This window comes from Gammaproteobacteria bacterium (genome assembly GCA_013697705.1).
Classification (GTDB): domain Bacteria; phylum Pseudomonadota; class Gammaproteobacteria; order UBA6002; family UBA6002; genus UBA6002.
Genome location: JACCWJ010000024.1, coordinates 1 through 25,903, shown reverse-complemented (window position 1 = coordinate 25,903; position 25,903 = coordinate 1). Strand labels below are relative to the sequence as shown.

18 protein-coding genes, 5 tRNA genes, 1 other RNA gene and 1 pseudogene are annotated in these 25,903 nt (G+C 39.3%); 9 read left to right on the top strand and 16 right to left on the bottom strand.

Going from position 1 to position 25,903, the window contains the following annotated elements:
• The first annotated feature begins 328 nt into the window (after positions 1 to 328).
• Entirely contained in the window at positions 329 to 1,501 is a 1,173-nt protein-coding gene (locus tag H0U71_05100) for a tyrosine-type recombinase/integrase (protein MBA2654423.1), read from the top strand.
• Positions 1,502 to 1,607: 106 nt separating this feature from the next.
• Here the strand turns inward: H0U71_05100 and H0U71_05095 are convergent, their stop codons facing one another.
• Both H0U71_05095 and H0U71_05090 read right to left on the bottom strand, forming a co-directional pair.
• Positions 1,608 to 2,576: a nucleotidyl transferase AbiEii/AbiGii toxin family protein gene (locus tag H0U71_05095; protein MBA2654422.1), complete on the bottom strand. Its 969-nt coding sequence runs from the start codon at positions 2,574 to 2,576 to the stop codon at positions 1,608 to 1,610.
• Positions 2,577 to 2,588: 12 nt separating this feature from the next.
• Positions 2,589 to 3,395, bottom strand: a complete 807-nt coding sequence (locus tag H0U71_05090) for a transcriptional regulator (GenBank protein ID MBA2654421.1) — start codon at positions 3,393 to 3,395, stop codon at positions 2,589 to 2,591.
• A gap of 163 nt (positions 3,396 to 3,558) precedes the next feature.
• Here H0U71_05090 and H0U71_05085 point away from each other — a divergent pair, with 163 nt between their 5' ends.
• Together H0U71_05085 and H0U71_05080 are read left to right on the top strand one after the other, a co-directional pair.
• Positions 3,559 to 3,690, top strand: a complete 132-nt coding sequence (locus H0U71_05085) for a hypothetical protein (protein ID MBA2654420.1) — start codon at positions 3,559 to 3,561, stop codon at positions 3,688 to 3,690.
• Positions 3,662 to 3,901: pseudogene (locus tag H0U71_05080) on the top strand (DUF1016 family protein). The gene H0U71_05085 and the pseudogene H0U71_05080 overlap by 29 nt, the downstream one beginning before the upstream one ends.
• 683 nt (positions 3,902 to 4,584) lie before the next feature.
• Here the strand turns inward: H0U71_05080 and H0U71_05075 are convergent.
• The 9 genes from H0U71_05075 to H0U71_05035 form a co-directional block, all read right to left on the bottom strand.
• A complete protein-coding gene (locus H0U71_05075; GenBank protein MBA2654419.1) occupies positions 4,585 to 7,167 on the bottom strand; it encodes a DUF927 domain-containing protein in 2,583 nt (860 codons plus the stop codon).
• A 20-nt stretch (positions 7,168 to 7,187) separates the two neighbouring features.
• The gene (locus H0U71_05070; GenBank protein ID MBA2654418.1) at positions 7,188 to 7,406 is read right to left on the bottom strand and encodes a helix-turn-helix domain-containing protein; all 219 of its coding nucleotides are present in this window, start codon (positions 7,404 to 7,406) and stop codon (positions 7,188 to 7,190) included.
• Positions 7,407 to 7,702: 296 nt separating this feature from the next.
• On the bottom strand, positions 7,703 to 8,872 hold the full coding sequence (locus H0U71_05065) for a hypothetical protein (protein MBA2654417.1): 1,170 nt from the start codon (positions 8,870 to 8,872) through the stop codon (positions 7,703 to 7,705).
• Positions 8,873 to 9,183: 311 nt separating this feature from the next.
• Entirely contained in the window at positions 9,184 to 9,777 is a 594-nt protein-coding gene (locus tag H0U71_05060) for a hypothetical protein (GenBank protein MBA2654416.1), read from the bottom strand.
• Between the two features lie 234 nt (positions 9,778 to 10,011).
• A tRNA-Lys gene (locus H0U71_05055) sits at positions 10,012 to 10,087 on the bottom strand.
• A 91-nt stretch (positions 10,088 to 10,178) separates the two neighbouring features.
• Positions 10,179 to 11,444: an MFS transporter gene (locus tag H0U71_05050; protein MBA2654415.1), complete on the bottom strand. Its 1,266-nt coding sequence runs from the start codon at positions 11,442 to 11,444 to the stop codon at positions 10,179 to 10,181.
• 61 nt (positions 11,445 to 11,505) lie between these two features.
• Positions 11,506 to 11,581, bottom strand: a tRNA-His gene (locus H0U71_05045).
• 5 nt (positions 11,582 to 11,586) lie between these two features.
• A tRNA-Arg gene (locus H0U71_05040) sits at positions 11,587 to 11,663 on the bottom strand.
• 35 nt (positions 11,664 to 11,698) lie between these two features.
• Positions 11,699 to 11,775 (bottom strand) — tRNA-Pro (locus H0U71_05035).
• Positions 11,776 to 11,933: 158 nt separating this feature from the next.
• Here H0U71_05035 and dapD point away from each other — a divergent pair.
• The 3 genes from dapD to H0U71_05020 all read left to right on the top strand — a co-directional run bounded on the left by dapD (position 11,934) and on the right by H0U71_05020 (position 14,157).
• The gene (dapD, locus tag H0U71_05030) at positions 11,934 to 12,767 is read left to right on the top strand and encodes a 2,3,4,5-tetrahydropyridine-2,6-dicarboxylate N-succinyltransferase (GenBank protein MBA2654414.1); all 834 of its coding nucleotides are present in this window, start codon (positions 11,934 to 11,936) and stop codon (positions 12,765 to 12,767) included.
• 8 nt (positions 12,768 to 12,775) lie between these two features.
• Complete coding sequence (gene dapE, locus H0U71_05025) at positions 12,776 to 13,930, top strand: succinyl-diaminopimelate desuccinylase (GenBank protein ID MBA2654413.1); 1,155 nt, start codon at positions 12,776 to 12,778, stop codon at positions 13,928 to 13,930.
• A gap of 136 nt (positions 13,931 to 14,066) precedes the next feature.
• Positions 14,067 to 14,157 (top strand) — tRNA-Ser (locus tag H0U71_05020).
• Positions 14,158 to 14,437: 280 nt separating this feature from the next.
• Here the strand turns inward: H0U71_05020 and H0U71_05015 are convergent.
• Positions 14,438 to 15,598 (bottom strand): Fic family protein, encoded by a 1,161-nt coding sequence (locus tag H0U71_05015; GenBank protein ID MBA2654412.1) that lies wholly within the window; start codon positions 15,596 to 15,598, stop codon positions 14,438 to 14,440.
• Positions 15,599 to 15,936: 338 nt separating this feature from the next.
• Here H0U71_05015 and H0U71_05010 point away from each other — a divergent pair, with 338 nt between their 5' ends.
• Positions 15,937 to 16,938 carry an aminoglycoside phosphotransferase family protein gene (locus H0U71_05010; GenBank protein MBA2654411.1) on the top strand — a complete coding sequence of 334 codons (1,002 nt, stop codon included), beginning with the start codon at positions 15,937 to 15,939 and terminating at the stop codon, positions 16,936 to 16,938.
• 332 nt (positions 16,939 to 17,270) lie between these two features.
• Here the strand turns inward: H0U71_05010 and H0U71_05005 are convergent, their stop codons facing one another.
• Both H0U71_05005 and H0U71_05000 read right to left on the bottom strand, forming a co-directional pair.
• Complete coding sequence (locus H0U71_05005) at positions 17,271 to 18,209, bottom strand: class I SAM-dependent methyltransferase (GenBank protein ID MBA2654410.1); 939 nt, start codon at positions 18,207 to 18,209, stop codon at positions 17,271 to 17,273.
• A gap of 212 nt (positions 18,210 to 18,421) precedes the next feature.
• Complete coding sequence (locus H0U71_05000) at positions 18,422 to 18,559, bottom strand: hypothetical protein (GenBank protein ID MBA2654409.1); 138 nt, start codon at positions 18,557 to 18,559, stop codon at positions 18,422 to 18,424.
• Between the two features lie 294 nt (positions 18,560 to 18,853).
• Here H0U71_05000 and ffs point away from each other — a divergent pair.
• Together ffs and dnaX are read left to right on the top strand one after the other, a co-directional pair.
• An RNA gene (gene ffs / locus H0U71_04995) (signal recognition particle sRNA small type) lies at positions 18,854 to 18,950 on the top strand.
• Positions 18,951 to 18,978: 28 nt separating this feature from the next.
• On the top strand, positions 18,979 to 20,586 hold the full coding sequence (gene dnaX / locus H0U71_04990; GenBank protein MBA2654408.1) for a DNA polymerase III subunit gamma/tau: 1,608 nt from the start codon (positions 18,979 to 18,981) through the stop codon (positions 20,584 to 20,586).
• An 8-nt stretch (positions 20,587 to 20,594) separates the two neighbouring features.
• Here dnaX and H0U71_04985 read toward each other — a convergent pair whose 3' ends face one another.
• Both H0U71_04985 and H0U71_04980 read right to left on the bottom strand, forming a co-directional pair.
• Complete coding sequence (locus H0U71_04985; protein ID MBA2654407.1) at positions 20,595 to 22,943, bottom strand: protein kinase; 2,349 nt, start codon at positions 22,941 to 22,943, stop codon at positions 20,595 to 20,597.
• 186 nt (positions 22,944 to 23,129) lie between these two features.
• Positions 23,130 to 25,547 carry a protein kinase gene (locus tag H0U71_04980; GenBank protein MBA2654406.1) on the bottom strand — a complete coding sequence of 806 codons (2,418 nt, stop codon included), beginning with the start codon at positions 25,545 to 25,547 and terminating at the stop codon, positions 23,130 to 23,132.
• Positions 25,548 to 25,903: the final 356 nt, after the last annotated feature.

Genomic DNA, 25,903 nt, shown 5'->3' with positions numbered 1-25,903 from the left:
CGGGAAAATATTATCTCTTGATATTTTGAAGTAATATTCTCTAAACCTCACACGGTTCTGAGTCCCGCAAAATTCCCGCAAGCTTTTTTAGGAAGAGCGAAAAATGCTGTAAGTCATTGAAAACAAATGGGCCGTGACAGTCTCGAACTGTCGACCCGCTGATTAAGAGTCTCAAAAATTCCTGCATAATCGTGACTAATTATCCTTAATATTGCTTTACAAAATAATATGTTATCGTTAGCATTCTCCTGCTCGTGCTATGCCAAACTTAACCAATTTTCATCCAGAACATAGCACCAGTCTAGCACCATATTTACTGGAGTCTTGAATGAGTGAACAGAAAGTCAATTTCACTAAATCAATTATTGAGTCCCTGCCTACTGCATCAAAGGGTAAGCGTCTTTATTTCTATGACACTAAGACCAGAGGGCTTGGCATTAGCATTACTCCCGCTGGAACTAAAACCTTTATTGTTTACCGTTGGGTGAAAGGTAAGCCTGAGCGCATAACTTTAGGTCGTTTTCCAGATCTGACTATTGAGCAAGCACGTCGCATGGCGATGGAAGCAAATGCTGATATTGCGAAAGGAGATAACCCTAATGACAAACGGCGCTTAGAAAGAGCAGAGATGACTTTTAGTGCGATGTTTTCCGAATACCTAGAGCGATATGCCAAAGTGCATAAAAAATCGTGGAAAGCGGATCAGGATCAATTTAATCGTTATCTAAAAGATTGGGGTAAGCGCAAATTATCTAATATCACCAAGAATGATATTCAGAAACTACATCAACAAGTTGGACGAGAGAAAGGTACTTATGCCGCAAATCGATTGTTAGCATTGCTAAGTACGATATTTAATAAGGCCATCGAATATGGTAGTTGGGATAAAACAAATCCTGCGCTAGGCATTAAAAAATTTAAAGAGAAGTCTCGGGATCGTTTTTTACAGGCGGATGAATTACCATGTTTTTTCCAAGCAGTCACCGAGGAACCAAATATTGATATCCGGGATTATGTTCTATTATCACTTTTAACAGGCGCAAGACGATCGAATGTTTTATCTATGAGGTGGGAGCAAATTAATTTTCAACGTGCAGAATGGCGAATCCCTGAAACAAAAAATGGTGAACCACAAATCATTACTCTATCAGATGAAGCATTGAATATTTTGACAGCAAGAAAGCTAACTGCGAAAAATCAATTTGTTTTTCCCAGTAACGGAATGCATGGTCATATCACAGAGCCTAAAAAAGGTTGGCAGCGAATTTTAGCGCGAGCTGGAATAGAGAATTTACGGATTCATGATTTACGCCGAACACTAGGAAGCTGGCAAGCAAAGACTGGTGCCTCGCTTGCCATCATTGGCAAATCACTTAATCATAAGTCGCCCTTAACAACGGCGATTTATGCAAGACTAGACTTGGATCCTGTAAGAGAATCTGTTGAGAAAGCTACTAAGGCGATGCTTGAAGCTGCTGGGATTGAGTTAAATGATAATTAAAATAAGGAAGCATTCATGAAAAAACAAGGGGTCCTCTATAACCTCAAATAATAAGGCTATTGATACTAACGGATTGATAAACTTTATCATCGCGTTTCGAACCATATTATTTATTTTTATATTGCTTAACATTTTCCGCCTTCCATAATAAAGCTGGGTTAGAATGAATTCTTTGGTTCAATGATCTATCTGATGTAAGCAATGATGCATCAATCTTCCCATTTTCTAGCAACTCATGCAAAAATTGTGTTTCATTCTCACGGAATGGGAATAAATTTTCTAACGCAGATTTGCATTCAGTCAGTATCTTTTCAGCCCATGATTTCGGATCATCGCGTTTTCCTAGATCAGTTTTTCGAAGTAGAGGAATTAGCATGTTTTGAAATTCACGCCACTCGAAATGAATATTTTCTAGCTTAGTATGCCGCCAATCAACGCGGCTACTCCCTCCATATACGATAAACCCTAAACGTAATTTATCTATATCAATATGTTGCTGATTCATTAATTGGTGCGCATCAAATAAATCACGACTTGAATGACGAGAAAATAGTGCTCTTAACTTTCCTGACGCTAGCTCGTGTAAGTCTTGAATGGGAATATTATTCGCTTGGAATTCACCAAGCTTAAATGAGTTGACTCGTGTTATTGTCCACAGGGGTACACGATCTAAATAATTTAAATCGATCTCTATGATACCCTGACCTTGTATTGCGCTAGGGTAACGAATCGCCCACTTACCTCCCGCATGTTCGCTGGGTTTACGCTGTGGTACCATTCCCTCATCAAGAACAATGTTTTCTATTGCGGATTCCATTGGGTTCTTTTCTTGCAACATGACTTCACGATCCGCCGAACCAATGTAATTGATATCAATATCCACGGATAGCCTTGGATAATTAAAACAAAATACATTGAGCGCGGTACCGCCTTTCAAAACAAATCGATCTTTAAGAAAAGGATCTTCTGAGAATCGATTCAGCAAATGAATTAAATAAATCACTTTTTCTAAAATTTCCGGGCGGAATCCTGTAGACTCTGCTTCGTAATATAAACGTTCTGTTGAAATGCGCATATTATTTCCTTGCTATTCTTCCCAATCTTTTATAATAAGACTTTTTGGAACGATAATATTCCAATCATCAAGTAGTTTGCCGTCTTTTCTTGCTGCGGAGTCAATGTAATGCGGAGAACGGGGGCAATGCTCGCGTAACTCTAAAATTTCATCAGAGGAAACATTTAATTCTTTCTGTCGTTGGGAGAGATAAAATCCAACTTTTGCAACTGTCGTTGCATTATTTAATAAAAGTGCATATTCAACAACTTGATTTATTTTGATGCGATCTATCATCTCCAATGATCGCCAAATTTCTTCCCATCCCCCACCAAGGTTAGGCTTGTCCAATACATCCACCAAGGTGCGCTCTAAGCTAGTTACTCGAATATTAATTCCTTGCACATCTTCAGTGCGGATAAAAATATTTTCCTGATGCTTCTGCATTAAGCTTGCCGGAAACTTTATCCCCTCATAACTTTCTGATCTAAAATTAAATGGGCTTGATTGATGTTGAGTCAGATAAGTAAAACGATAGCTTACTGAATACGCCACTTGATAAAAACTTAATGCGGAGTGGTATGCAATCACAGCATCGGGGACAGCATAACCTGCGACAAGATAAGGATTGATAGGATAAGTCTCTGACTCGGCGCCAACAGGGATAGCAGCAAATAGCCTGCGTCTCACCCTTACAATATGACCTTGCAGAATGTGGTGAGTTAACAATGCTTTAACAGTGTTTTTGCTACGTTCATGATCACCTGAGACCGCCCGCGCAAAGGCATCATAGGTAAATATAGGGGTTTTTCTTAAAAATTGCTGAAGTGTAGTAGCCATGAATACTTGATAAATTAATTAGTAGGTACTATTAATGTTAGCCCCTATTCATATAATTATCAAGTGCAAAGCAAGACTGAAAATAAACAGTGTTAAGGAAATATAGACTTGTCCGGATGCGGACCATTATGGGCAGCAGCAGTTAAAACAGCTCTCTAAACAATTGCAGTCTGAATTTGGAAAAGTCTTTGATGAGCGTAACCTTCGAAATATGCGAGCGTTTTATCAAGCTTATTCAAATTGGAACACAGTGTGTTCCGATAGATCAGATAGACACATACGTGCGGATGTATGATCAGCATCGAAAGGGAACCGACGATAATCCCACAATCGGTTTAATTTTATGTAGCCAAAAAAGCGAGGCAGTTGCCAAATACTCTGTGTTAACCGAGAGTAAGCAACTATTTGCCTCCAAGTATCTGCCCTATCTACCTAGCGAAGAAGAACTTCGGCGCGAATTAGAACGTGAACGAGCTTTATTGACTCAACAGCACGATGCAGAATAGTTCTTCTATTGGAAAATCGTCGTCTCAGTTTTGCTCCAAATTTATCTTGGATAATCGTTTGCTCATGCATTTTATATTTCAGAAACACCTCGAGATGAGCGGTCAAATTATCAATTGTCATCCCCTAGTTGAGTGTTTTGAGCACCTATCAAAAAGATATCCATATTTTAAAATTTTGGCAATGGGTTAGAACAAATTAGATGCTTGCCTAATTGCCCATTTTTTCATTGATCAGCCCCAGCAAAATGTCCCTTTTTTAGCAAACTTGAAAAGTTTGCATATTGCGCTTTTAAGAAGACGATTTTCCTGGAGGGCTATATTTGTGATTTGTATTAAGAAGGTCTTTCAAAAATTAATACCTTTTGGGCTGTAAAAAGAATTTTAGCAAAGATATAAAAAAATTGGGTGACAAGGGTGACAGAGGTGACAGAGGTGACAGAGGTGACAATAAAGCTAACTTATTGATTCAAAAGCTTCTGACAGGAAAAAATGTGTCACACAACTGGATTTTCCTTTGGGTGACATGGGTGACAATTATGCCAATGGATATTTGTCACCCGTGTCACCTAGCTGGTTTTCATTCTGGGTGACAAACAATGTTCGCTGAAAGCCGCATTCAGCCTGGATTCTAATCTTGTGTCACCCACGTCACCCTTGTCACCCAGAAATTTCTAGAAGCAGCACTAAACATCATCACCCAACACTTTATCGCTAAAATGATAAACTCGACGCGTCTTGCTGGTATCTGGCATCCGGTGTGATGCAGTAGCCTTGCCTGTGCCATCAGGTAACAACCAACCTTTAGCGATACAAACGTCTGCCACATACTGTGGATTTAAGCCCACACAGATATCTTGCTTAAATGATTCTGGAAAAACAAAAAACTCGGCACCTCGACGAAATCCTGCACGATTCAGAGTCTTAAATTGTTCACTAGGATTACTCCAAAGGGTAAATCGGGATTCTCCATGGGCCTCAAAAAAATGTCGTACCTGGGTTAAAGCAATTGACGCTTCTTTAGCACCTAAACCTCCTCGCAATTTAATCCAATCATCGAAGCATTCACTCGCTGCAAGTGTTGCATAATCTTTTTCCCAGCCTGTAATATTGAAATGAGTTGCCAACTCACCTGCTGCAGCTATTAAGGCAAATCGTAAGCCAACTCTTTGGACTTGCCCATCCGCTTTACTTGGAATAAAGCTTTTAACAAATTCAGACCTATGCTGTTCTAATAATTTTTTTACTGTTTCAATATCTTCAGTCACAGAGCTCAAAAATTTTCGAATGGGGACACCAAAATAATTTTTGGATGCTTGCCCTATATATCGTGCGAAATCAGCCGCAGAAGCGAAATGGTGGAGGTTTTCGAATATGCCTAGATCACACCCTGCCTCTGCAGGAATATCCACTAGACGCACTTCTTGACCTGCTTTTGCTTTCTTACCCCCTTGATGGATATGATCCGCTAATCCCATTTCACCGGTAGAAAGAAATAGTAATCGCCAAGAGGATTTTTTACGGGCAGAACCATCCTTTAAACAACGCCCTTTGCCACTTCCATTTGCCAGCATATAGGCAATTTCACCCACCTCTTTTGCATCAACCTGCCCCATTTCATCTAAACAAAGTAGACTGTCATTATGCAAAGTCGCAATGGCTTCTAAGCCATTACTGGTTGCACGCCAACGATGCAACCTATCCTGACCACCCCATACTGAACATGCCAGCTGTAACAACGTTGTTTTTCCAATGCTACTTGAACCAACGAAGTGAAATCCGCCGGATTCTTCTTGCAATAAATGTAGGACTGCTGCAGCAAAGGCAGCGCTAATGACAAATAACAAACGTGAATTGCCAATGCATTGCTTTGATATATTTTGCTGCCAATCTAATAGGGTTCCTGAAGTACCGAATCCTTCCAAACTGGAATGTGTGGTTTGTAGTAAAATCTTTTCATTAAAATCGCCGATGGATTCATTGGGTAAAATAAATATATTCTTATACCAACCCGTGCGCTCAACACATAAGGTCACTTTTTGTGGATGCGTACTTTGAATATAATTTGTGAGTTGTTCTCTTGCTTTTCGATTCGGGGCAATTTCAAGACCTCTGCTCAATAGGATGCGACGATATTCTGTCCCATCACCGGCTAACATTTCCATCGGCATGGCCCATTGGTGATTTTTTCCATCAGGGTCAGAAAATTCCAACAAGCGTCCATGGTTCATACTATCTTCGTCGCGCGTCCTTGCGGTAATTTCTAGGCGAGAACAAATTTTTATTGGTGAAGATAAATTTCCGTTGGCATCTTCAGTCGGATGAAAATAAACACCCTCACCATTCACACTAAAATTTGTTGGGATTGAGTTTTTGTCGGTATCTATTTTTTGTGACAGTTGTTTACGTACACTGTCTAAACTTTCAAGTTGATGCAGATCATTAAAATCTGTTGGTTTAAAATCAAGACAAACAAAACGAGGAACAACAATTTGAGCTTGAATTGTATGCGCCGCTTCTTGTGCCTTCGTTAATCCAGGGTTTCCTTCTGTCCACTGATCATTGTCAGCGCAAATAATAATTCTTCTATCTGGATATTTATTTCGAATGAGACTGGCCACTGCTAATGAATTACCGGCATCAAAAGCGATAAATACCGAAGAGTGAGTGGCTTCATGAAGAGTGCAAGCTGTAGCATACCCTTCGCAAAGATAGACTGTTTGCGTAATATCTTTCCCAAGTAGATGAAATAAACCTTTTTTCCTCCCACCTCGTAAAAAATGTTTTTCACCTTCTTGGTTTATAAATTGCAAACTCCAAATACATCCATCACTGTCACATAACGGAATAACTAACGAATCCTTATAACATTTCACATCGTAAGCATTAATTTTTTTCTTGATTAAATATGGATGATTAGGATCAGCACTGACGCTTCGAATCCATATTTCATCAGCACGATTGCGTACCTCTTGATGCATTTTTCCTTGAGCAATCCTGTATTTTTCTTTTGCCTCTTGCAGAAATTTTTTAATAGTTTGCTGTTCATCTAACTGAATAATTTTATAGTCAGCACTACACCATTTCTGTTTTATATTCCGTTTCCAACAGCCAAATACACCCACTTGGATTTTATTCGAATGAAGCACATACCAACTGTTTGGCTTTGCATCTTCTGCCACTCTAAAACGATGTAGCTCTCCATCAGCTATTAATGGTTCAGAGCATAACAACCCAGCAGCATTCATCGCATTTTGAAATTCACTCATAACATGATCCATATACACCTCTATTGCGTATGGCTCATGGAGCGTTTCTCAATGAACGCCTGCACATCCTGTGCTCGATACATCACACGACGACCCACTTTGATATAGCGAAGGTCATAACGTCCTGTCGAGCGCCAAACCTCCAAGGTACCTGCAGATATGCCTAGAATATGTGCAGCTTCTTGCGGCGTGAGTAATTTTTCTAATTGTGACTTTAAATAGGTTGGATTATTCGTCATAAAGATACCCCTGTTTTTATTAAGATTAAAAATACAGGGGTATCTTGCATGAGGCAGTGTTGGAATTGTTCCAGGTGGAAAAATTAGTTTCCATTTGGAACGACATATATTACAAATATTGTTGTAAAACGGTTAATGCCTAAATGGCTCTCTTTTGATGCAAATTTAAAATAATACGGGTCGAAATAAAGATGACCCGTTTTATTTATTTCAATCCGGCAGCCTGAGTTGAGGAACTAATTTTTTCAAAGTCATCATATTTAACTTCTCAATAACATCCATAGTTTAGCTTCATTTTATTTAAAACTTAGGCTCATTGCTCCTTCAGTTTTTAATTTTTCATTTTCTTCTTGTAACTCACTAATTAACTTCATGGCGGCGTTTAATTTTTCAGACATTTCCGCTAAGAGAGCATCTTTTTTATCTAATTCATGTTTTAATTTGCTAACTTCAGCTGGAATGTCTGAAGATTTATTTAAATCAACATCTTCATTATTAGAATCATTATCGGATGATTGAGGATGAAGATTTATTAGTCTTTGAAGTATGGGCTCCCCCATTTCAGAATATTTTGATGTCGGAACAGAGATCACGTTATCAATGTCATAATTTTCTATCTTTGATAAGTAGTTACCGCAGCGTGATTCCAAGAGCTCCTTTACACCTTGTTTACCTTTTAATCTGAATGTTCTTTTAATAAAATCTGTTTCCGGTTGGTAAAGATGATATTTGTTATGTTGGATAAGGGTTAATTCACCGTACTGAAACAATGTGATTATTTCAAAAATATATTGTGGCCCCGCAGAAACTAACGCATCACAAAGCTTATTTTTTTCTTTTTCTTCTACTAAAGGCTTATAATTCCTGCGAAGCATTCCTAACCCTAAGCATTTCAGAAGACGGAAAATTGCAGCGTTAACTAAAAAATCGGCAGGACCAGGACCGCTTATCTGAAACATATGTTTCTGTAAAAACTCAACAAAATATTTAAAGGCATCAAAATTCTTATGTGATATTGTCAATGTCATTATTTGAGGTAGTTCTAGAGCATTTATATTACGCCCATCAAGAAAACCAGGAAAATCATGCCACCTGATATACTTAAAAAAAAGATGATTCTTTGCACTACTAAGCACATTTTTAGTATCTTCGAAATTTTGAATTTTACTTATAGGTTTATTTTGATTATTAATTTTGAAAATAATAATCCCGGGACTTCTCAAATTCATTACTTCTTCACTATAGACTAAGGCAAAGAAATAACGTGATACTCGTCCAGTTGTATAAAAGTCTACTATTCCGAGTAGCACTAGAATTTGCATTAATATGTCTCTAGGGAGAACATCAATAGAAATCAAACTCTCATCGTGACGCTTAATAGCTATATTATTGTTGTTTAATATAGTTTCATATAGGTCATTTTGTTGCGATTCTTTTTTTGTAGCAACTCGAAGCAAAGCTTTCATTGATATATCCTCTAACTAAAACAAATTTAAAATGTGAATTTGGTTGAAAAATAATTTAATAAGTATTAATACTACGCCTGGTAGCCATTAACTATGGACTATTAATCATTGACACCCAGTTTATAATGAAAGTATTAACAAACTCTTAAAAATTGTGTATTAACCGCGTTAAAAGATTATTTACCATAAAACCCTAACTTGCTTATTGTACTTTCCTGAGACAACCAATGTGCTCAAAGCCATATCTCCACTGAGATATTGAGAACCCTGTCAGAAAATTCTTCAAGCGACCTTCAGCACGAACGCTCCAATTATGTGCCAATCAACCTTAACCCATCTGCTATCCTTCGATTCAAACTGCTCTTTCCTAATCCATATACTTTTTCGACGTTACAAGCATCTATAAATTGCAATATATCTTCCACGACTCGAGAGACATTAACGTTTTTACTATCACCTAGCCTTGGCTTTTTTTGCTGAGTGACATACAGCTTTACCAGAACTCCTAAAGTTTTCAGCAAAAAATCTTTCTCCTTTTGAGAGGCTTCACCTGCTGATTGTCCATCTGAATTATCAGGTGATCTATCCACAGCTTCTTTCGCATAACGCTCCCTCGCCAAATTAAAAAGCTCATCAGGAACCGGCCAATCTTTTTTCTTGCATTCAACCACGTAGGCAACAGGATGACTCTGATATTCACGATGCCTATAAAAATCGATAGATAAAAATAATTTATACAATTTATAAGCCTGAATTAACTCTGGGTTCTTTTCAAAATCCAAATACTTAAATGTGAATCGAATATGACGATATTGATCAGGGTCTAAGCCGCTAATAATCAATGCTGCATCCTTTTTTGACCAAGTGTCCAGTTTTATGAGGTAGTTATAATCTGCTTTTAACACGACAAGGCTCCTATTTTTTTTACATTACTAAAGCTAAAACATGAACTGTTATGGATAAGTAATGTTTAATTAAACAGGATTAAAAGGCAATACCCTAAACCCGAGGTATTGACAGGTACATAAAAATACTGTAGCGCAGAAAATTTGAGAGAATTCACACTGCCAGAACATAGCACCAGTCTAGCACCAGAAAAATTTGAAGTTTGAAAAATATTCGTAAGTCATTGAAAAGATTGGTGGGCCGTGACAGGCTCGAACTGTCGACCCGCTGATTAAGAGTCAGCTGCTCTACCAACTGAGCTAACGGCCCGAAGGAGTAATCTTAGCAAATCAAGAAGATTTCACAAAGCTATTGTTGCCGCTTTGCTCAATAAGCAACTGCCAAGTTTTAAATTCTCAATTCAATTCATAATAATTTTATTAGCCACAACTGATTTTTGTTTGTTATTCACCAGGGCAATAGCACACCAAGTGCCAATACCAAGAAAAATTAGCCACACAGAAGCTGCGCTAAAATGGCTGGTTCGTTGATAAAGGTAATTTTCAACGATAGGGGTTAGGCCCCCAAAAACTGACATTCCCAAGGTAAAACTAAATGAGCTCCCCCGGTAACGGTACTCCATAGGGAATAGGTTCTTTAAAAACGCATTACTTGGGCCGAGCAAAATTTCATTACTCACAATCATTGTGATAGAAACAAGGAAGAAACCTATCATTGAAAGCTTATCCAGCATCAAAAAAACAGGATAAGATAAAAAAATTAAAATTAAAGAACCAAATTGCATTACTTTTGCAGGTGATTTTTTATCTGCTGATTTTCCGGCAATAATGAGTGTCACGATGGCGAGCGCTATGAGTAAACTTTGGACGATCATAAATTGCTGATTGGTGAAGAATCCCTTTGTGAGTAACACTGGAGCCACAAATGTAAATACGGTGGTAAAAGGTACGGTTGCAAAGCCTCCAACAAATCCGCCTGCGATTATTTCGAGCGGGAATTTACGAAGCATGTTTTTCAGATTATCGCGCGCAGCATCTGCTTGTTTGAAATGCGGGGATTCCAGTAAATTTTTCCGATAAAGAATACCGCTGATACCCACTACTCCTCCGAGAATAAAAGCAATACGCCATGACCATTCTGGCATAAACGCAAAGGTGATAATTATTCCAATTACCGAGGCAATTAACGAACCAATAAGAGTGACCGCTGAAAGTAAACTGCCAATATAGCCTTCATTTTTGCTTTGCGCGTGCTCAACCACATAAATTCCGGCGCCATTATACTCACCACCAAAACAAAAAATTTGAATAGTTTTTGCGATCATTAAAATGATGATTGAGCCGATGCCAAATTGCGCATATGAGGGAATGAATCCAATTACAATTGTCGCTATTGCAATGCCATACATAGATGTGAGCAATGCTTTTCTGCGGCCGAAAGCATCACCCAGATATCCAAAAAATAATCCGCCAAGAGGGCGAGAAACCATCGCGATGAGCAAGACATTAAAACTTTTAACCAAGGATTCGTAGGGGGAACTTGAGGGGAAAAATAAAGGTGCAATAATAGGCAAAAAGAGAGTGAACAGCGAATAATCATAATACTCTATCAAAGTGCCAAAGGCAGCTCCAAAAAAGGAATGACGTAGAATCTTTTCATTTAGCATGTGCGCTCGAAATGATAAATCTAAATAACTATAACTGCTAAATTAATAAACTATTGATTAATGGGGTGAACGACGGGACTTGAACCCGCGACAACCGGAATCACAATCCGGGACTCTACCAACTGAGCTACGTCCACCATATTGGCGCGCCTGGCAGGACTCGAACCTGCGACCCTCGGCTTAGAAGGCCGATGCTCTATCCAGCTGAGCTACAGGCGCATAACTGGACTAGCTTTCGCAATTAATAATGACACTGGTCGGGGTAGAGGGATTCGAACCCCCGACATCCTGCTCCCAAAGCAGGCGCGCTACCAGGCTGCGCTATACCCCGAAAATTAGACAACAGATAATAAAGGGCAGGTACCATTGCGTCAATGAGTTTTCCATTTGGTTGTCATTTAATTCTTGAGTTGTTCTCTTTTGACTAATTTTTTGCCAAATGAAAGATACCGGAATAGAATCAACCTATAGGTATTAGGGAGTGCTATTATGCAAGAGTTACAAGACATCATCAACGCCGCCTTCGAACAGAAGACCAGCCTTACGGCACAAAATGCGAGTAAACAACTTAGAGAAGCAATACATACCACGATCGACCTGCTCGATAAGGGGAAGGTCCGAGTTGCTGAAAAAAGTAATGGCGAATGGCAAGTACACCAATGGGTCAAAAAAGCTGTCCTGCTTTATTTTCGTATAGAAGATAGTAAACCTATCGATGGTTCTTTCACACAATTCTATGACAAAGTCCCCCTTAAGTTTGCAGGTTTATCAGATAATGAACTTACTCAGAATAATGTACGCATTGTGCCTCCAGCCTGCGTGCGCAAAGGAGCCTATGTCGGCTCTAACACGGTTTTGATGCCTTCATACGTAAATATAGGTGCCTATGTTGACACTGGAGTTATGGTGGATACGTGGGCCACGGTGGGCTCTTGTGCTCAGATCGGTAAAAATGTCCATCTTTCCGGAGGCGTGGGTATTGGTGGAGTACTCGAACCTGTGCAAGCAAATCCCACCATTATTGAAGATAATTGTTTCATTGGCGCGCGCTCGGAAATTGTCGAGGGGGTCATTGTTGAGGAAGGTTCGGTTATTTCGATGGGCGTTTATATCGGTCAAAGTACCAAAATATATCATCGTGAGAAAGACCAAGTGCTGTATGGCAAAGTTCCTGCTGGGTCCGTTGTGGTCTCCGGAAATCTCCCATCAAAAGAGGGGAAATATAGTCTCTATTGTGCCGTCATCGTTAAGCAGGTAGATCAGCGGACCCGCGAGAAAGTGGGAGTTAATGAGTTGCTTCGTAGTTGCACTATCGATAATTAAGGGTTTATATGCTAACTTCTGTCACCCTTTCGGCCACCTTGCTCTTAGCAAAACAATTAATTGCACAGCCCTCCATCACGCCTAACGATGCTCAGTGTCAAACAATTCTTGAAGATCGGCTTCAAAAAATGTCCTTCAAAATAGAAAAAATGAATTTTGGTGAAGTGAAAAACTTTTATGCACGCCGCGGTAATTCTGCACCGGTTTTATTATTTGCGGGACATACGGATGTAGTGCCGCCTGGACCTCTCGACAAGTGGACCTCTCCTCCTTTCGAGCCAACAATACGAAATGGTGCACTTTATGGGCGCGGAGCTGCTGACATGAAAAGCAGTTTAGCTGCGATGGTTTGTGCCTGCGAACAATTTATTGAAGAAAACCCCCGGTATTCAGGATCTATCGCCTTTTTGATAACAAGTGATGAAGAAGGTCCGAGCACAGATGGGACCAAACGTGTAGTTGCAGAGTTGCTGAAGCGCAATGAAAACATTAATTGGTGTATTGTAGGGGAGGCCTCCTCTGAGAATAAATTTGGCGATGTTATTAAAGTAGGTCGACGCGGTTCGCTCAATGGCACCTTAAAAATACACGGTAAACAAGGCCACATAGCGTATCCCCAAAAAGCTGATAACCCCATTCATAAAAGCTTGGCCGCATTAAACGAACTCACGCAGATACAGTGGGACCAAGGCAACGAGTATTTCCCTCCCACCAGTTTTCAAATTTCCAATTTACATTCGAGTAGCGGCGCCACTAATGTTATTCCTGGAGAATTAGAAGCCATTTTTAATTTTCGTTTCGGGACCCCCTCTACTGTGGATGGATTAAAACAGCAAGTGCTTAGTACCTTAAATAAGCACGGTCTAAAATATGATATCGATTGGAAATACTCCGGCGAACCTTTCTTCTCTCAACCCGGCGAGTTATTCAATGCAGCAACAGCCGCAATAGAAAAAGTAGCGCAGATCAAACCCCGCCCCTCAACCGACGGCGGCACATCAGACGGGCGTTTTATCTTTAAAACTGGGTGCGAAATTTTAGAGATAGGACCCATCAACCAATCTATCCACCAAATTAATGAGCATATTAACGTGAAGGACTTAGACTTACTGACCCAAGTTTACTATGAGATTTTGACTGCATTATTGGCTAAGAAGACCTAAATGAAGATAATAAACTATCGGGTACTATGGGAGAACAGTAATTAGGCTTTTCCTGCATCAGGATTTTTGATAATTCTCCCTCAGTAAAATGCTACCCCGATTAATTTAGGCATGGTATTCTATGCGGCCTTTCGAAGGAGAGATGTCCGAGCGGTCGAAGGAGCACGCCTGGAAAGTGTGTGTACGTTAATCGCGTACCGAGGGTTCGAATCCCTCTCTCTCCGCCAGTTTTGCCATTGTTAGATTTCATTAAAAATAAAAAATCCTGGGGCTCCATTTTCCGCTATGCGTCTTCTTTGTTCCAGGTTCTTAAAATAAGCCTTTCTGTTTCAATAATGGTGGTCATGTTATCTCCGATGAGCTTGTTCTCAGCAATTTTTCTAGTTGTGCTGCAGGGTATTGGGTTGATTTGCTTTCTTTTTGAAGTCGTTGAAAAAACTCATCTCATTGCTAAGGTATGCGAGGCTTGTTGACACTTTAGTGTATTGTTTGATCCGAGCGCTGTTATTACTCATAAACATCCGCCCTAATTTTTGTAGGTTCTTCTAGAATATTTAATATTGCGGTAGCACAGTAGACTTTGTCTCGTTTGTTATCATTCGTCTTTTTGATAATGCCTGCAGCCTCAAGTTTTTGAACGCCTCTCTGGGCTGTGCTATAGGCAATCTCTAGATCTTCAGCAATTTTACTGGTGGTGAAATAAGGATTCACAGCCAAATGCTGCACCATGTCCACAGGAACTTGAGAGCCACTGCTTCCAACATCAATTTTCCATTGATTTAATAATGCATTGATGCGCTCAGCGCGTGATAAAACATCTTCAGATTGTACGGCAACACCATTGAGAAAATAAATAAGCCACTCATGCCAGGTGCCTTTTGAACTGACATTATAAAGCTGTTTATAATACTCATCGCGTGTTGCTTCAAAAAATGCAGATAAATAAAGCAAAGGCTTGGTGAGCATTCTTTGTTCAACAAGCAACAACATAATCAGCAGTCGTCCAACGCGCCCATTGCCATCTAAAAAGGGGTGGATGGCTTCAAATTGATAATGACAAAGCGCTATATGGATCAAGGGCGGTAATGATCTATCATGTAAAAAGTTTTCCAATTCTCCCAAGCAATCCATTAAATTGTCAGGGGGGGGTGGCACAAACTTCGCTGTGTTCAGGGTGCATCCGGGAGATCCAATCCAATTCTGACTGCGCCTAAATTCCCCAGGGGTTGCATGAGATCCTCTCACTCCTTGCATTAAGTGCTCATGGATTTCTTTGATAAGGCGAAGCGATAACGGAAGCTCTGCTAACCGCCCAAGCCCATAATCAAGCGCCTTGATGTAGTTTTGCACCTCTTGGAGATCGTCGGGGTTTTGCTTTACATAGGCACCAGCGTTAGCGGCTAAGATTTCCCCTAGGGTTGCTTGGGTGCCTTCAATCTTGCTAGACAGCACCGCTTCTCGGGTAATGAATGGGCGCATCAAAAGATGAGGATTAGGTAACTTACTGCCTTCGCGCGCTAATTTTCCAAGCAAGAAATCAGCACGGGAGAGGCTATTTACCACCGCATTATCCCACTCCAGTTTAGGTGGTAAACTATGGGGCACAAAGGCATTATACCCTTTGGGTGATTTAACGATTTGTCCTGCGGGGGACTGTTGTATATCCATGTAACTGGCCTCTATTTGATTATGCTTACATCATAACCCTTATTCTCGAAAAAGCTAATATCCGGTAATAGCGACATTTCTTATCACCATTCATGAGAATAAGGATGTAAGTTATTATCGTATGTCATAGAAATCGATAATAACGCTGTTTCTTATCACCACCAATGGTAATAACTGCTAGCATTGTTATCGAAATCTACTAGAATCGGTCTCAGTGAAGTTGACATTCCCCACCCAGTTAGGAGGTGGTTATTTTGAGGGATGCCAACCTCGCCAATTTGCAAATGTTGATTTATCTCAAAATTTTCTACTTTACTCTCCGTTACATGTGAATATCTATGAATCACAACCATTTAACACGCTTATGCCAATACTTTAACCTTGGTCAATCAAGACAAGCCCCAGAGAGAATACATGGTGGTTTGCTGCATCTTATGTGGCGAATTGATACAGATAAAGGCTCTTATGCGATCAAACAATTATCGAAAGATATTGATCTGACAGATGAACGGATCGTTAAAAATTATGAATTAAGCGAACATATTGCAAGAGGCTTCGCTGCAAAAAACATTCCCGCCTTGTGTGCTATCGCACAATTTGGTAACTATCTTTTTATGACAGAGGACACTGGTTATCTAGTATACCCGTGGGTGGATGCAAAATCGCTGGACAGCCAAGTGGTTTCAAAATCTCATGCGCTAAAAATAGCGGCAATACTGGCTAAAATGCATCAACTAAACTTGGATGAGCCCGACCTACCCCCTGCTCACTTTTATACTTACACACAAGAACAAATAGTTGCGTTGATTGATAAGACTAAGCAATTCGATTGCCCCTTCTCCGAAAATTTATGGCAAAATCTGGACAATATATTGGCTGCTAATGAAGCCTATCAAAAAGCAATGCCGATTTTAAAAACACACATTATCGTCACTCATGGTGACTTAGATCAAAAAAACGTTTTGTGGGACAGCGACAATAATCCAATTCTGATCGATTGGGAATCGGCCTGCAAAATTAACCCCACTTATGACATTATAAATACAGCGTTTTATTGGAGTGGCATTACCAGTGACTTCGATAAAGCCCTCTTTTTCAAAATGATACATACCTATCAACAAGCGGGTGGGGTTATTAATAAGGAACATATTGTCGCGGCGATTGGGGGTGTCTTTAGTTGGATTGGCTGGTTAGTTTACAACATCAATCGTTCATGTGTTGCGGGTGATTCTGAACAGAAAAGCATGGGTATTACCCAAGTCAATGAGACTTTGGCCACAATACTACGATTGCAAATAGTTATGCCTGAAGTCATTAACCTCATTGAAGTTGAATTATGATTACCGATCTACGCAACAAACCTTCCGACGAGTGTACAAGCAGCGAAGAAATTGCGCACGCTTGATGGCTCACTTATTTCTAGCGCGGGATTTTATAGTTTAAATTCAGCCAAAACAAAACATCGCGGCATAATATGGGGTATGTATATTCAGACAGTCTTGATGATAAATTCTCTTAATTCAGAAGATTTTCCAGGAGAAAGTAATTTGCCAAAAGCAGGTGTTTTTCATATTTCATTACCGACAAGAAAGAACTGATAATTCCCAGAGTCGCCCCTTTCATATACTGACAAACACAACTTACTGGGGATAAATCAAGATTAACCCTTTTATTATATTTTTAGCGAAGAGGGTTTTTCTGCTACTACGGTTGGAAATTGTTTATAGTCATCATTTGTAAACTCAATTTTTTGGAAACCCACTGATTCAAGCTGTACTTTAGTTTCCTCCGTTGTGCGAAAGCATTGCCACTTCGCTCCAATAATATCTACAAAGATAACTTTTTGAAGCATCAAATCATCTCTATTCATTTTTTCTAAATTCCATTCGCACTTATCTGGAAAATTTGGCGGATAGGTCAAAAAACTTGTTACAAGTTTGCCTCCAGGCTTAAGTGCTTTAAAAAATATTGCATAGAGATCACGAACTTTTTCATTATTCGGTTCATAGATAGTTAAACCATTACTTGAAATCAAATCAAATTCATTTTCAAATGTTAATTGCCATGCGTCGCCACAAATTAACTCAATAAGATGTGACAGCTTTCGTTCTTCAGCAAGTCCCTTCGCGTCTTTTAAAGTGTCAGGATCAAGATCAATTCCAAATAGCTTAATATCGACAGCATCTTTGAAATCTAGATATAGCAATTCTCCCATCATTCCACTAGGTATGCAGGCCAAGTTTTTATGACTTCCGACGGCCAGCTGATTTTCTTTCAAAAAGAATCCATATCTTTGCCTAGTCGCTAAGGCTACAGGTGCACGTTCAAGCATGAACTGTTCGGTACTATTAATGTATGATTTTTCATTTTTATTCGTTGGATTGTAAGTGAGAAGAAAATGGGTCCAAAAACCATTTAGCCCTTTATTCTGCAGCAAGAATAGGCCTAAAGAAAACTGAGTTAAATCTTTTAATATCGCAATCTGTCGCTCTATGGTGGCATAGGGCTTATCACCTTCTTTTTTAATGCGTTCAGTAATCTCGTAAATGAGGTCTTGTACGTTAATTTCTGTGGTAGCATGAGAAATTAATCTGTCTTCAGTCTTCGTCATCATAATAAAATTCCCTCTATTTAAATCTTTTTTCTAAATGGTCAATCCATAAATGTAAGCCAGCTCATTACAAAGGCACTAAGAAAGCCATTAAGATATACCAAAAATATTTTTACAATCAACGATTTTTCAAATTCAAAGCTCTCTTGGCCGAATAAAATGTAGGACCCTATTGTAATCAACAGCCCTACATTTTAAGCGCTGGACACCAATCAATTGCGTAAGGTTTTTAACCATTCCTTTGCTTTTTGACTAATTCTTTCATCAGCTAATGCGAGATCATAAAGATCTTTTTTGCGGGCATCATCTTCCCCGTACATATCATCCAGCATGTCATGCCAAAGACTCAAGAGAGTATCAGGTGATTTTTCCCCTACTTGATCAAGGATGCTATTCAGCCATCATTTACCTCCTTGGGAGTAAAGGTAAGGTATATTGTTAGTATAGGGTCAAGCATTTCTCTATCTCCTTTTAATATATCTACTCATTGATAAGAACGCCATTGCTTATCACCACCCGGATAATAACTGGTAGCATTATTAACGAAATATGCTAGAATCACCGTCGGTGAAGTTGGATTCCCCACCCTAAATTTAAAGGTGGCCATCTAAAGAATATCAACCTCCACCCATTTATGGTGACCTCTTTGGTCCCCTCGCAACGATATATTGTGAACCCCGTCAGGCCCGGAAGGGAGCAGCGGTAACAATAGACTCGTGTGCCGGGGTGTGGCTGGAGTAGGTCACCACCCATTCCCTGCGAGATGTCTATGAATTACCAAGTTTTAGCCCGTAAATGGCGCCCTGATTCCTTTGAAACCTTAGTGGGACAATCTCATGTCATTCGCGCGTTAACCAACGCACTCAATAATCAAAGACTTCATCATGCCTACCTTTTCACAGGCACAAGGGGTGTTGGCAAAACCACTTTCGGGCGAATTCTGGCGAAATGTTTAAATTGTGAGATTGGCATTACGTCTAAGCCCTGCAATCAGTGCTCCTCCTGCAAAGCCATCACCAGCGGTCGATTTATAGATTTGATAGAAGTGGATGCTGCCTCAAGAACCAAAGTGGAAGACACCAGAGAACTTCTAGAAAACGTTGCTTATGCGCCCACCAGCGGTCGTTTTAAAGTTTACTTAATCGATGAAGTGCATATGCTTTCAACGCATAGTTTTAATGCGCTATTGAAGACTTTAGAAGAACCACCGCCGCATGTGAAGTTCTTTTTAGCCACCACAGATCCACAAAAGCTACCCATCACAGTGCTGTCTAGATGTTTACAATTTCATCTCAAATGCCTAGCACCCGAACTCATTACGCAGCGATTAGCTGATATATTGCAGCAGGAGAATCTTCCCTTTGAAGAGGAAGCCCTAACTCGCTTAGCCTATGCAGCCGAAGGCAGCATGCGGGATGCGCTAAGCTTACTCGATCAAGCTATTGCTTTTAGTAATGGTAATATAAGTGTTCAAGATATAAAGATGATGCTGAGCACGATTGAAGCCACTTATATTTATGAAATATTGGATGCTTTAGCCGAGCAACACGCACAAAATCTCATTGCTCTCACCCATTCACTCGCTGAAAAATCGATTGATTTTACGAATGCACTAGAGGAATTACTTTCCCTGCTGCATCAAATTGCTATAGCGCAATTTGTTAAAGAATCGGATGTTGGCGCCTGGGATAAAGATAAAATTCAGCAGTTTTCAAGAGCACTTTCACCTGAAGATGTGCAGCTTTTCTATCAAATTGCATTAATTGGACGAAAGGATTTACCTCTCGCACCAACTCCTCGCATTGGTTTTGAGATGGTGCTTTTACGGATGCTGGCCTTTCACCCGAGCTCAATTATTCCCCCAACCAAGAACGCTGACCAAGAAAATAAAACACCTATAGCGCCTAAGATTGAATCCCGTCCAGAAGTCGCAGAACATGTAAGTGATGAACCGCTAAAAGTACCCGCTAGTGCAGTTACAACTAAAACAATTCCCAATCTAACTAATGACTGGCAGGAAATTTTACCCCATCTTAATTTGACCGGAATGACCGCTGCCCTTGCAAGTCATTGTGTGGTTAAGAAAATGACGAACGATGAAATTGTTTTGGCCATCGACCCTACACGTGCTGTGTTACTCAATAAAAAACAGGAAGAAAGAGTGGGGCAAGCTTTGCGAGATTATTTTCAAAGATCTCTGCAGTTGACCATTCAGACAGGCGAGCTTCACATGGATACTCCTGCTGCTCGCGATCAACATGAACAATCACAACGCAAATCAGCCGCAGAAGAATCCATTCAGAAAGATCCTAATGTACAAAAAATGATTGAAATGTTTGACGCAAAAATATTACCAGGATCAATAGAAAAAACCTGATCCATTACTCACAGCTCAAATGAAATCTCTACTTCAAACTCCTCATCAACTAGACGAATAGGGAGCAACGCCTGAAGCTCTTGTTTTAGTTTGTTATTGCTAAATGGAAAATACCCGGAGGGCATTTTATTTATAAAAGCCTGAACATGTGCAACAAATTCTTGTCTATCCTTTGCCTTATCACAATTCCCAATTAACTCATCTATCAGCGCATTTATTTGCGGTGAGTAAATATGCTGGCGAAAAAAATGGCTAGTGCAGTTGTCACTTTTTTTGATGTAGTCTTTAATAATTTTACCAATTTTTGTAACTGTTTCAGGATCGGGTAATTTGTGTTTATTCAACCTACATTCAAAGTTATTCATCTGTTTAGATAAATTGGTAAGCCTTTTCTCGACGAGGGAACTCACTAAGGCTAAGTTATCTAATGTAAGTTTATATTTTCGCTGTTTACCGAAGATATCCTCTAATTCAAGTTCATGAGTGTTTAACTCTTCCATCAGCAAATTTTCCCGAGGGAGACTAGCATCATTTTCTAGTATTAAGCGAGAGTCTTTTAACCGACCAGACAATGCTAAAAGCATTTCCATTTTTTGGATAAAATTTTTGGTGATGCTACTAACACAAGCAGTCACTTCATCATGCGTATAGAAATGTTGTAAAGCATTTAAAGAAGCGCCACGCAAACACATTCTCAAAGGCTCTCCACCAGGTATTTTTTCACAAGTCTGGTTAATTAATTCCCCCATAGCAGCGATAGGATCAAACTCAAGATTTGATTCATCATTCACTATTAATAATTGATCAGAGTAACCGGTAACAGATTTCTCTGCTATTTCAGCTAACCCTTTAACTAATTCACTTTGTGCATCTTGTATATTTTTATTACGATCAAAACCATAGTATTCAGCTTCAAGGCTCTCTAAATCACCAATGATGGTCGAGATAGGGGGGCGCATATCGCGATCGATTGAGAGCATTTGTTCAAGCAGAGAACTTATTTTTTCTTTCAAAGAAGGTAATAAATTAATTGATAACATTGCACTTTTAGCAGTCCGTATCAGACTGTCTCTAACTTGGTTAAGCTTAGAAAGTGGTTCAGGCATGCCTGTACTCAGATGCAGATGAAGTTCCGCGGTTAAGTTATTGTAAAGGCTCTTAAACATCTCACTTTTCAAGCAGATAATTTCTATCCAAAGCAGTGCCAATTGATAAATATCTGAAGAAGCATTTTGAGTAGTGAACTGAAGAATTTCAGGTACTATAAAAGCAAGAGTATAACTTTGGGCGCGATAGACATTGCTGACATGCTGACCAAAATCTAGATCTATAAATTTTATTTGATCTGCCAAAATTTCAATTGAGCCAGTACGTTTCACACAAATATTATCGGACTTAATGTCGCGATGGATAATGCCTCGGTCAAATATTTGTGACTTATAAGCCCGTGATAATTTTAATAATAGATCAATCACAAAATAATCTGTTATAACAAACGGAGCTTCTAAAAAATTAAATAAATTGGTATCAGGAAAGTATTGCGTCACCAGATGATCACTGTCTGCTGCTATCAAGGGAGGCTTGCATCGTATATGCGGAGCATATTGATTGATTGCCCACTCACTTAGTACGTGTTTCAGTGGTTTCTTTTTAAAATGTTTTATCACATAGTGAAAGTACGTATCTTTACCATATTGCAAATAGACTATTTTTGGGTAACCTTTTTTAACCTTGCCAGCGAGTAGTTTAAGTTTAGCAGTGCCGCCGTTTCCAAGTAAGGGTTCATTTTCTCGCTCAACCTCATAAACCACTCCGTTCTTACCTTTGCCTCTGGGGCGCAGAAAAAGATAATGATCAACGAAGCGTACTGGGTAATAATGAAGAGAATGGTCGGCCTTGCTCAGATGTATTGGATAAACCATTTCAGGCCGCAGCCGGGTATAATCGACATATTTCGTTTGTTGGGCTTCCTTTTTAACAGCAGCTTCTAACTGCATTATTCTAGTTTGAAATGGGAGGCAATCCCTATCCTTAATAGTTGATGATGCAGTTAGAGTGTCGGTTAACTCCTTGCACAATGCCACCAGGGCAGGACCCTGAGTAATTAAGAGACCTTTTACCACAATTAAATTTTCTAAGTTGGATAGAATGGTGTAAAGGCTCGTCAGAATTTTGAAGACATCGTCCGAGTATTTATCAAAATTAATCCTAGCTTGGTGTAACTTAAATAAACTCTCTTTAATAGCGAGTTGGTGTTCACCTAAAGTTAAAAACATAAACATTAAATGTTGATCAATGTTACTTTTTAATTGCGTAGGATTGAGCTGTCTTTCAATTGCATTTTTTTTATCTAACATTCGCTTTCTCTGCATTGGTGTAGGAGAGGGTCTCTCTTAAAACTATACTAAAAGTGCAAATAATTATCTATAAAAATGCTTTGTTATACCTTTATTCCACTTCGTTTCAAAAGGTTCAGCTTATTGTATTCGTGACCCTAATGTAGTGAAATAGAACAAAGGCCTATTGTATGATTAGCCTCTCTTTCAACCTAAATAGGTTTGCAGGGACACTCGATCGCAACCCAATAAATTAGTAGTCTCTAAATTTAGAGCGCTCACTAATTTTTCCTCAATCGGATTTTTACTTTTGGGAAACACACCTGAGGCACTATTATTTTGCAGGGCACTCCTCACTCCACTCGATAATTCATCCACATTGCCCGCTTTCTCACAAATATCTATAACATTATTTATTAGATTCTTTTTGTCAGCTGAAAAAGCTTTTTTATGAAAAAGATGGTTCCAAGTCGTATCACTCTCAGCGACATAATCATTAAGCGTTGCGATGATATTTTTGCGTATAGTTTTTAGTTTAAAAATATTATCTAAATGGCCCTGAATCGTAGTCTCAAAATGATCCACATTAGCTGAAAGTATCGCTAATCGTTTAGTAATACTTTGAGTTAATGGCAATAAGTTATCTAGCGTCAAACTATATTTGGAGTGTTTTCCAAATACTTCATCAACATCACGCATCAAGTAGTTGAATTGTTCTAAAGAATCAATGCCAGATATCAACGGATGTTTATCAACTGTAGGCTTGAGGCTATACAATCGTTCAGATAGAATTAATAATTCTTCCATTTGCTGAAAAAAATTAGCAATAATTTCTTCAACGCGCTTGGTGACCTCCTCAAGGGTAGCGGAATTTTGTAAAGAAGATAATCCTAAGTTTTGCAAAAAGGCAGGTAAAAAACTTGCCTCCACTTGCATGCATCCATCCTCTACTAGCAATTTTTTTAGCGCCGAAAGGGGAGCAATTTCATTTTCTTTTTGGTTTGTAATCGGCAGTGTGCTGTGAGACAGTTCATTCTGAGAACGATTCGAAATTTCTAAATTTCTTAAGTTAGATTGCTGCTCTATATCAATGAGCTTCTCACGTAATTCGATTGCTTTATCATATAAATCAGAAGGAAAATTGGGTGATAAATATTGCGTATTGAGATTATTAAATTTTGTAATTAAAGTGTCAATTGAGGGACGTTTTTTTGGATCCACCTGTAACATAGCTGCAATAATGCCAAATAATTCAGTTTGGATTTTTGGGTCTAATCCCGTCTCATTCATCGCCTCAAGCAGTATAAATTTTAAGTTTTGAATTAAGTGTGACAGCCCTTCAATTTTATGTTTGACCGGAATTATAGCCAAAATCAACTCTTGAATCTGGTCAAGTGAGCGTGAAAAATCGTTGCTCAACGAGCTTTGATAACAAATTATTTCACATAACACCAGCGCCAAACCATAAATATCAGAAGAGGCTTCTTGAACACTTGAAGTTAAAACTTCGGGTGAAATATAAGCGGGAGTACCACTTCCATGAGCGAATAATTTAGGAGCACGTTGACTCAAATTCAAGTCAACAAAATTTTGGCCGGTGGCAATCCATCTCACCAGGATATTGTCGGATTTGATGTCGCGATGAACGATGCCTTGATTAAATAGTTGCAGTTTATATGCTTGCACTAATTTTAAAGCCGTATCTAGAATAAAACTTTCGGGTAGCGCAGTAGCCTCACACGAGAGATCGAATATATTTATGTCGGGAAAGTATTGAGTAATAAGGTGCCCTATTTTTTTACCAAAAAGTGGCGGCTTACAATGTATATGCGGCGCATGTTTGCTCATATTCCATTCTTGAATAGAGGCATATCGATGTTCTGGATGAAAGCTTTTGATTACATATTCATTAATTGTATCTTTACCATATTGGATGTAAGTAATGATCGGGTATCCCTGCTTAACTTTTCCGGCAAGTTTTTTTACAATTGCATAAGTACCCTGACCCAAAACGGGTTCTAGCTTATTTAGTACTTCATAAACCACCCCTGTCTTACCTTCACCTTTGCGACGCAAAAAAAGAAAGTGGTGCGGTAGCTTCACCTTATAACATTGCTCCTGCATTGAAGAGGCAGGATCTTTAATAGAGATCGTATAAATAGTCTGAGGAGTGAGTCTCGTATAATTAACTGATGCTGATTTATTATCGAGTAAGCTTAATTTGGCCTCTAGTGCATTTAGCCCTATTTCAAATTGTGTAAGCGCCTCGAAGCGCTCTGCACGTGAATTTTGAGGCAAATTAACTAACGTCGCCCTAAATTTCTCACTTAATTCAATCAAGGAAGGTCCGTGTTCTTGCAAAATGCCCTTCCGCACTACTACTTTCATCAAGCTAGATAAAGCTGAACCCATCTCAATAACCGAGGCTATTAATTCACCTAATTCGCCTTGAGCACATCCACTCTTGAAAAGAGCTATAGCATCGTCTGTCATTGCCAAACTTTCTTTGATCTCTAAATGCTGCTCCCCTAGCATTAATAATGCCAACATAAGCTGTTGATCTCGAAGGGTTACTAATTGGTGGGGATTTAATTCTACTTCAATGGGTTCATATTGATTAATCATAAGGTCTCGGATAATGTAAATTTAGGAGGAATTAATTATACAATACAAACCTTAAGGAAAAATGGCCTGAGCCGCGTACAACTGACTAACCCAATGATTGCATCAAGCGGTATTTACCTTAATTTTGGCCTTTTTTTGCTTTATTTTGCTTCACCGCATCAAGACTACGCTAAAAAATCTAGCCACAAGATATAAAGCAGATTGGTTAAATATGGGTAGCGATATTGATGCAAAACAAGTCCTGAATTTTAGGCTTTGTACTGGACAAAAATTGGTTCGACTTTCCATCGTCCGGAACCCATCCCTCTCCGTCGTCCCGCGATTTATTCGCGGGATCCAAATCCGATGCTGGATCC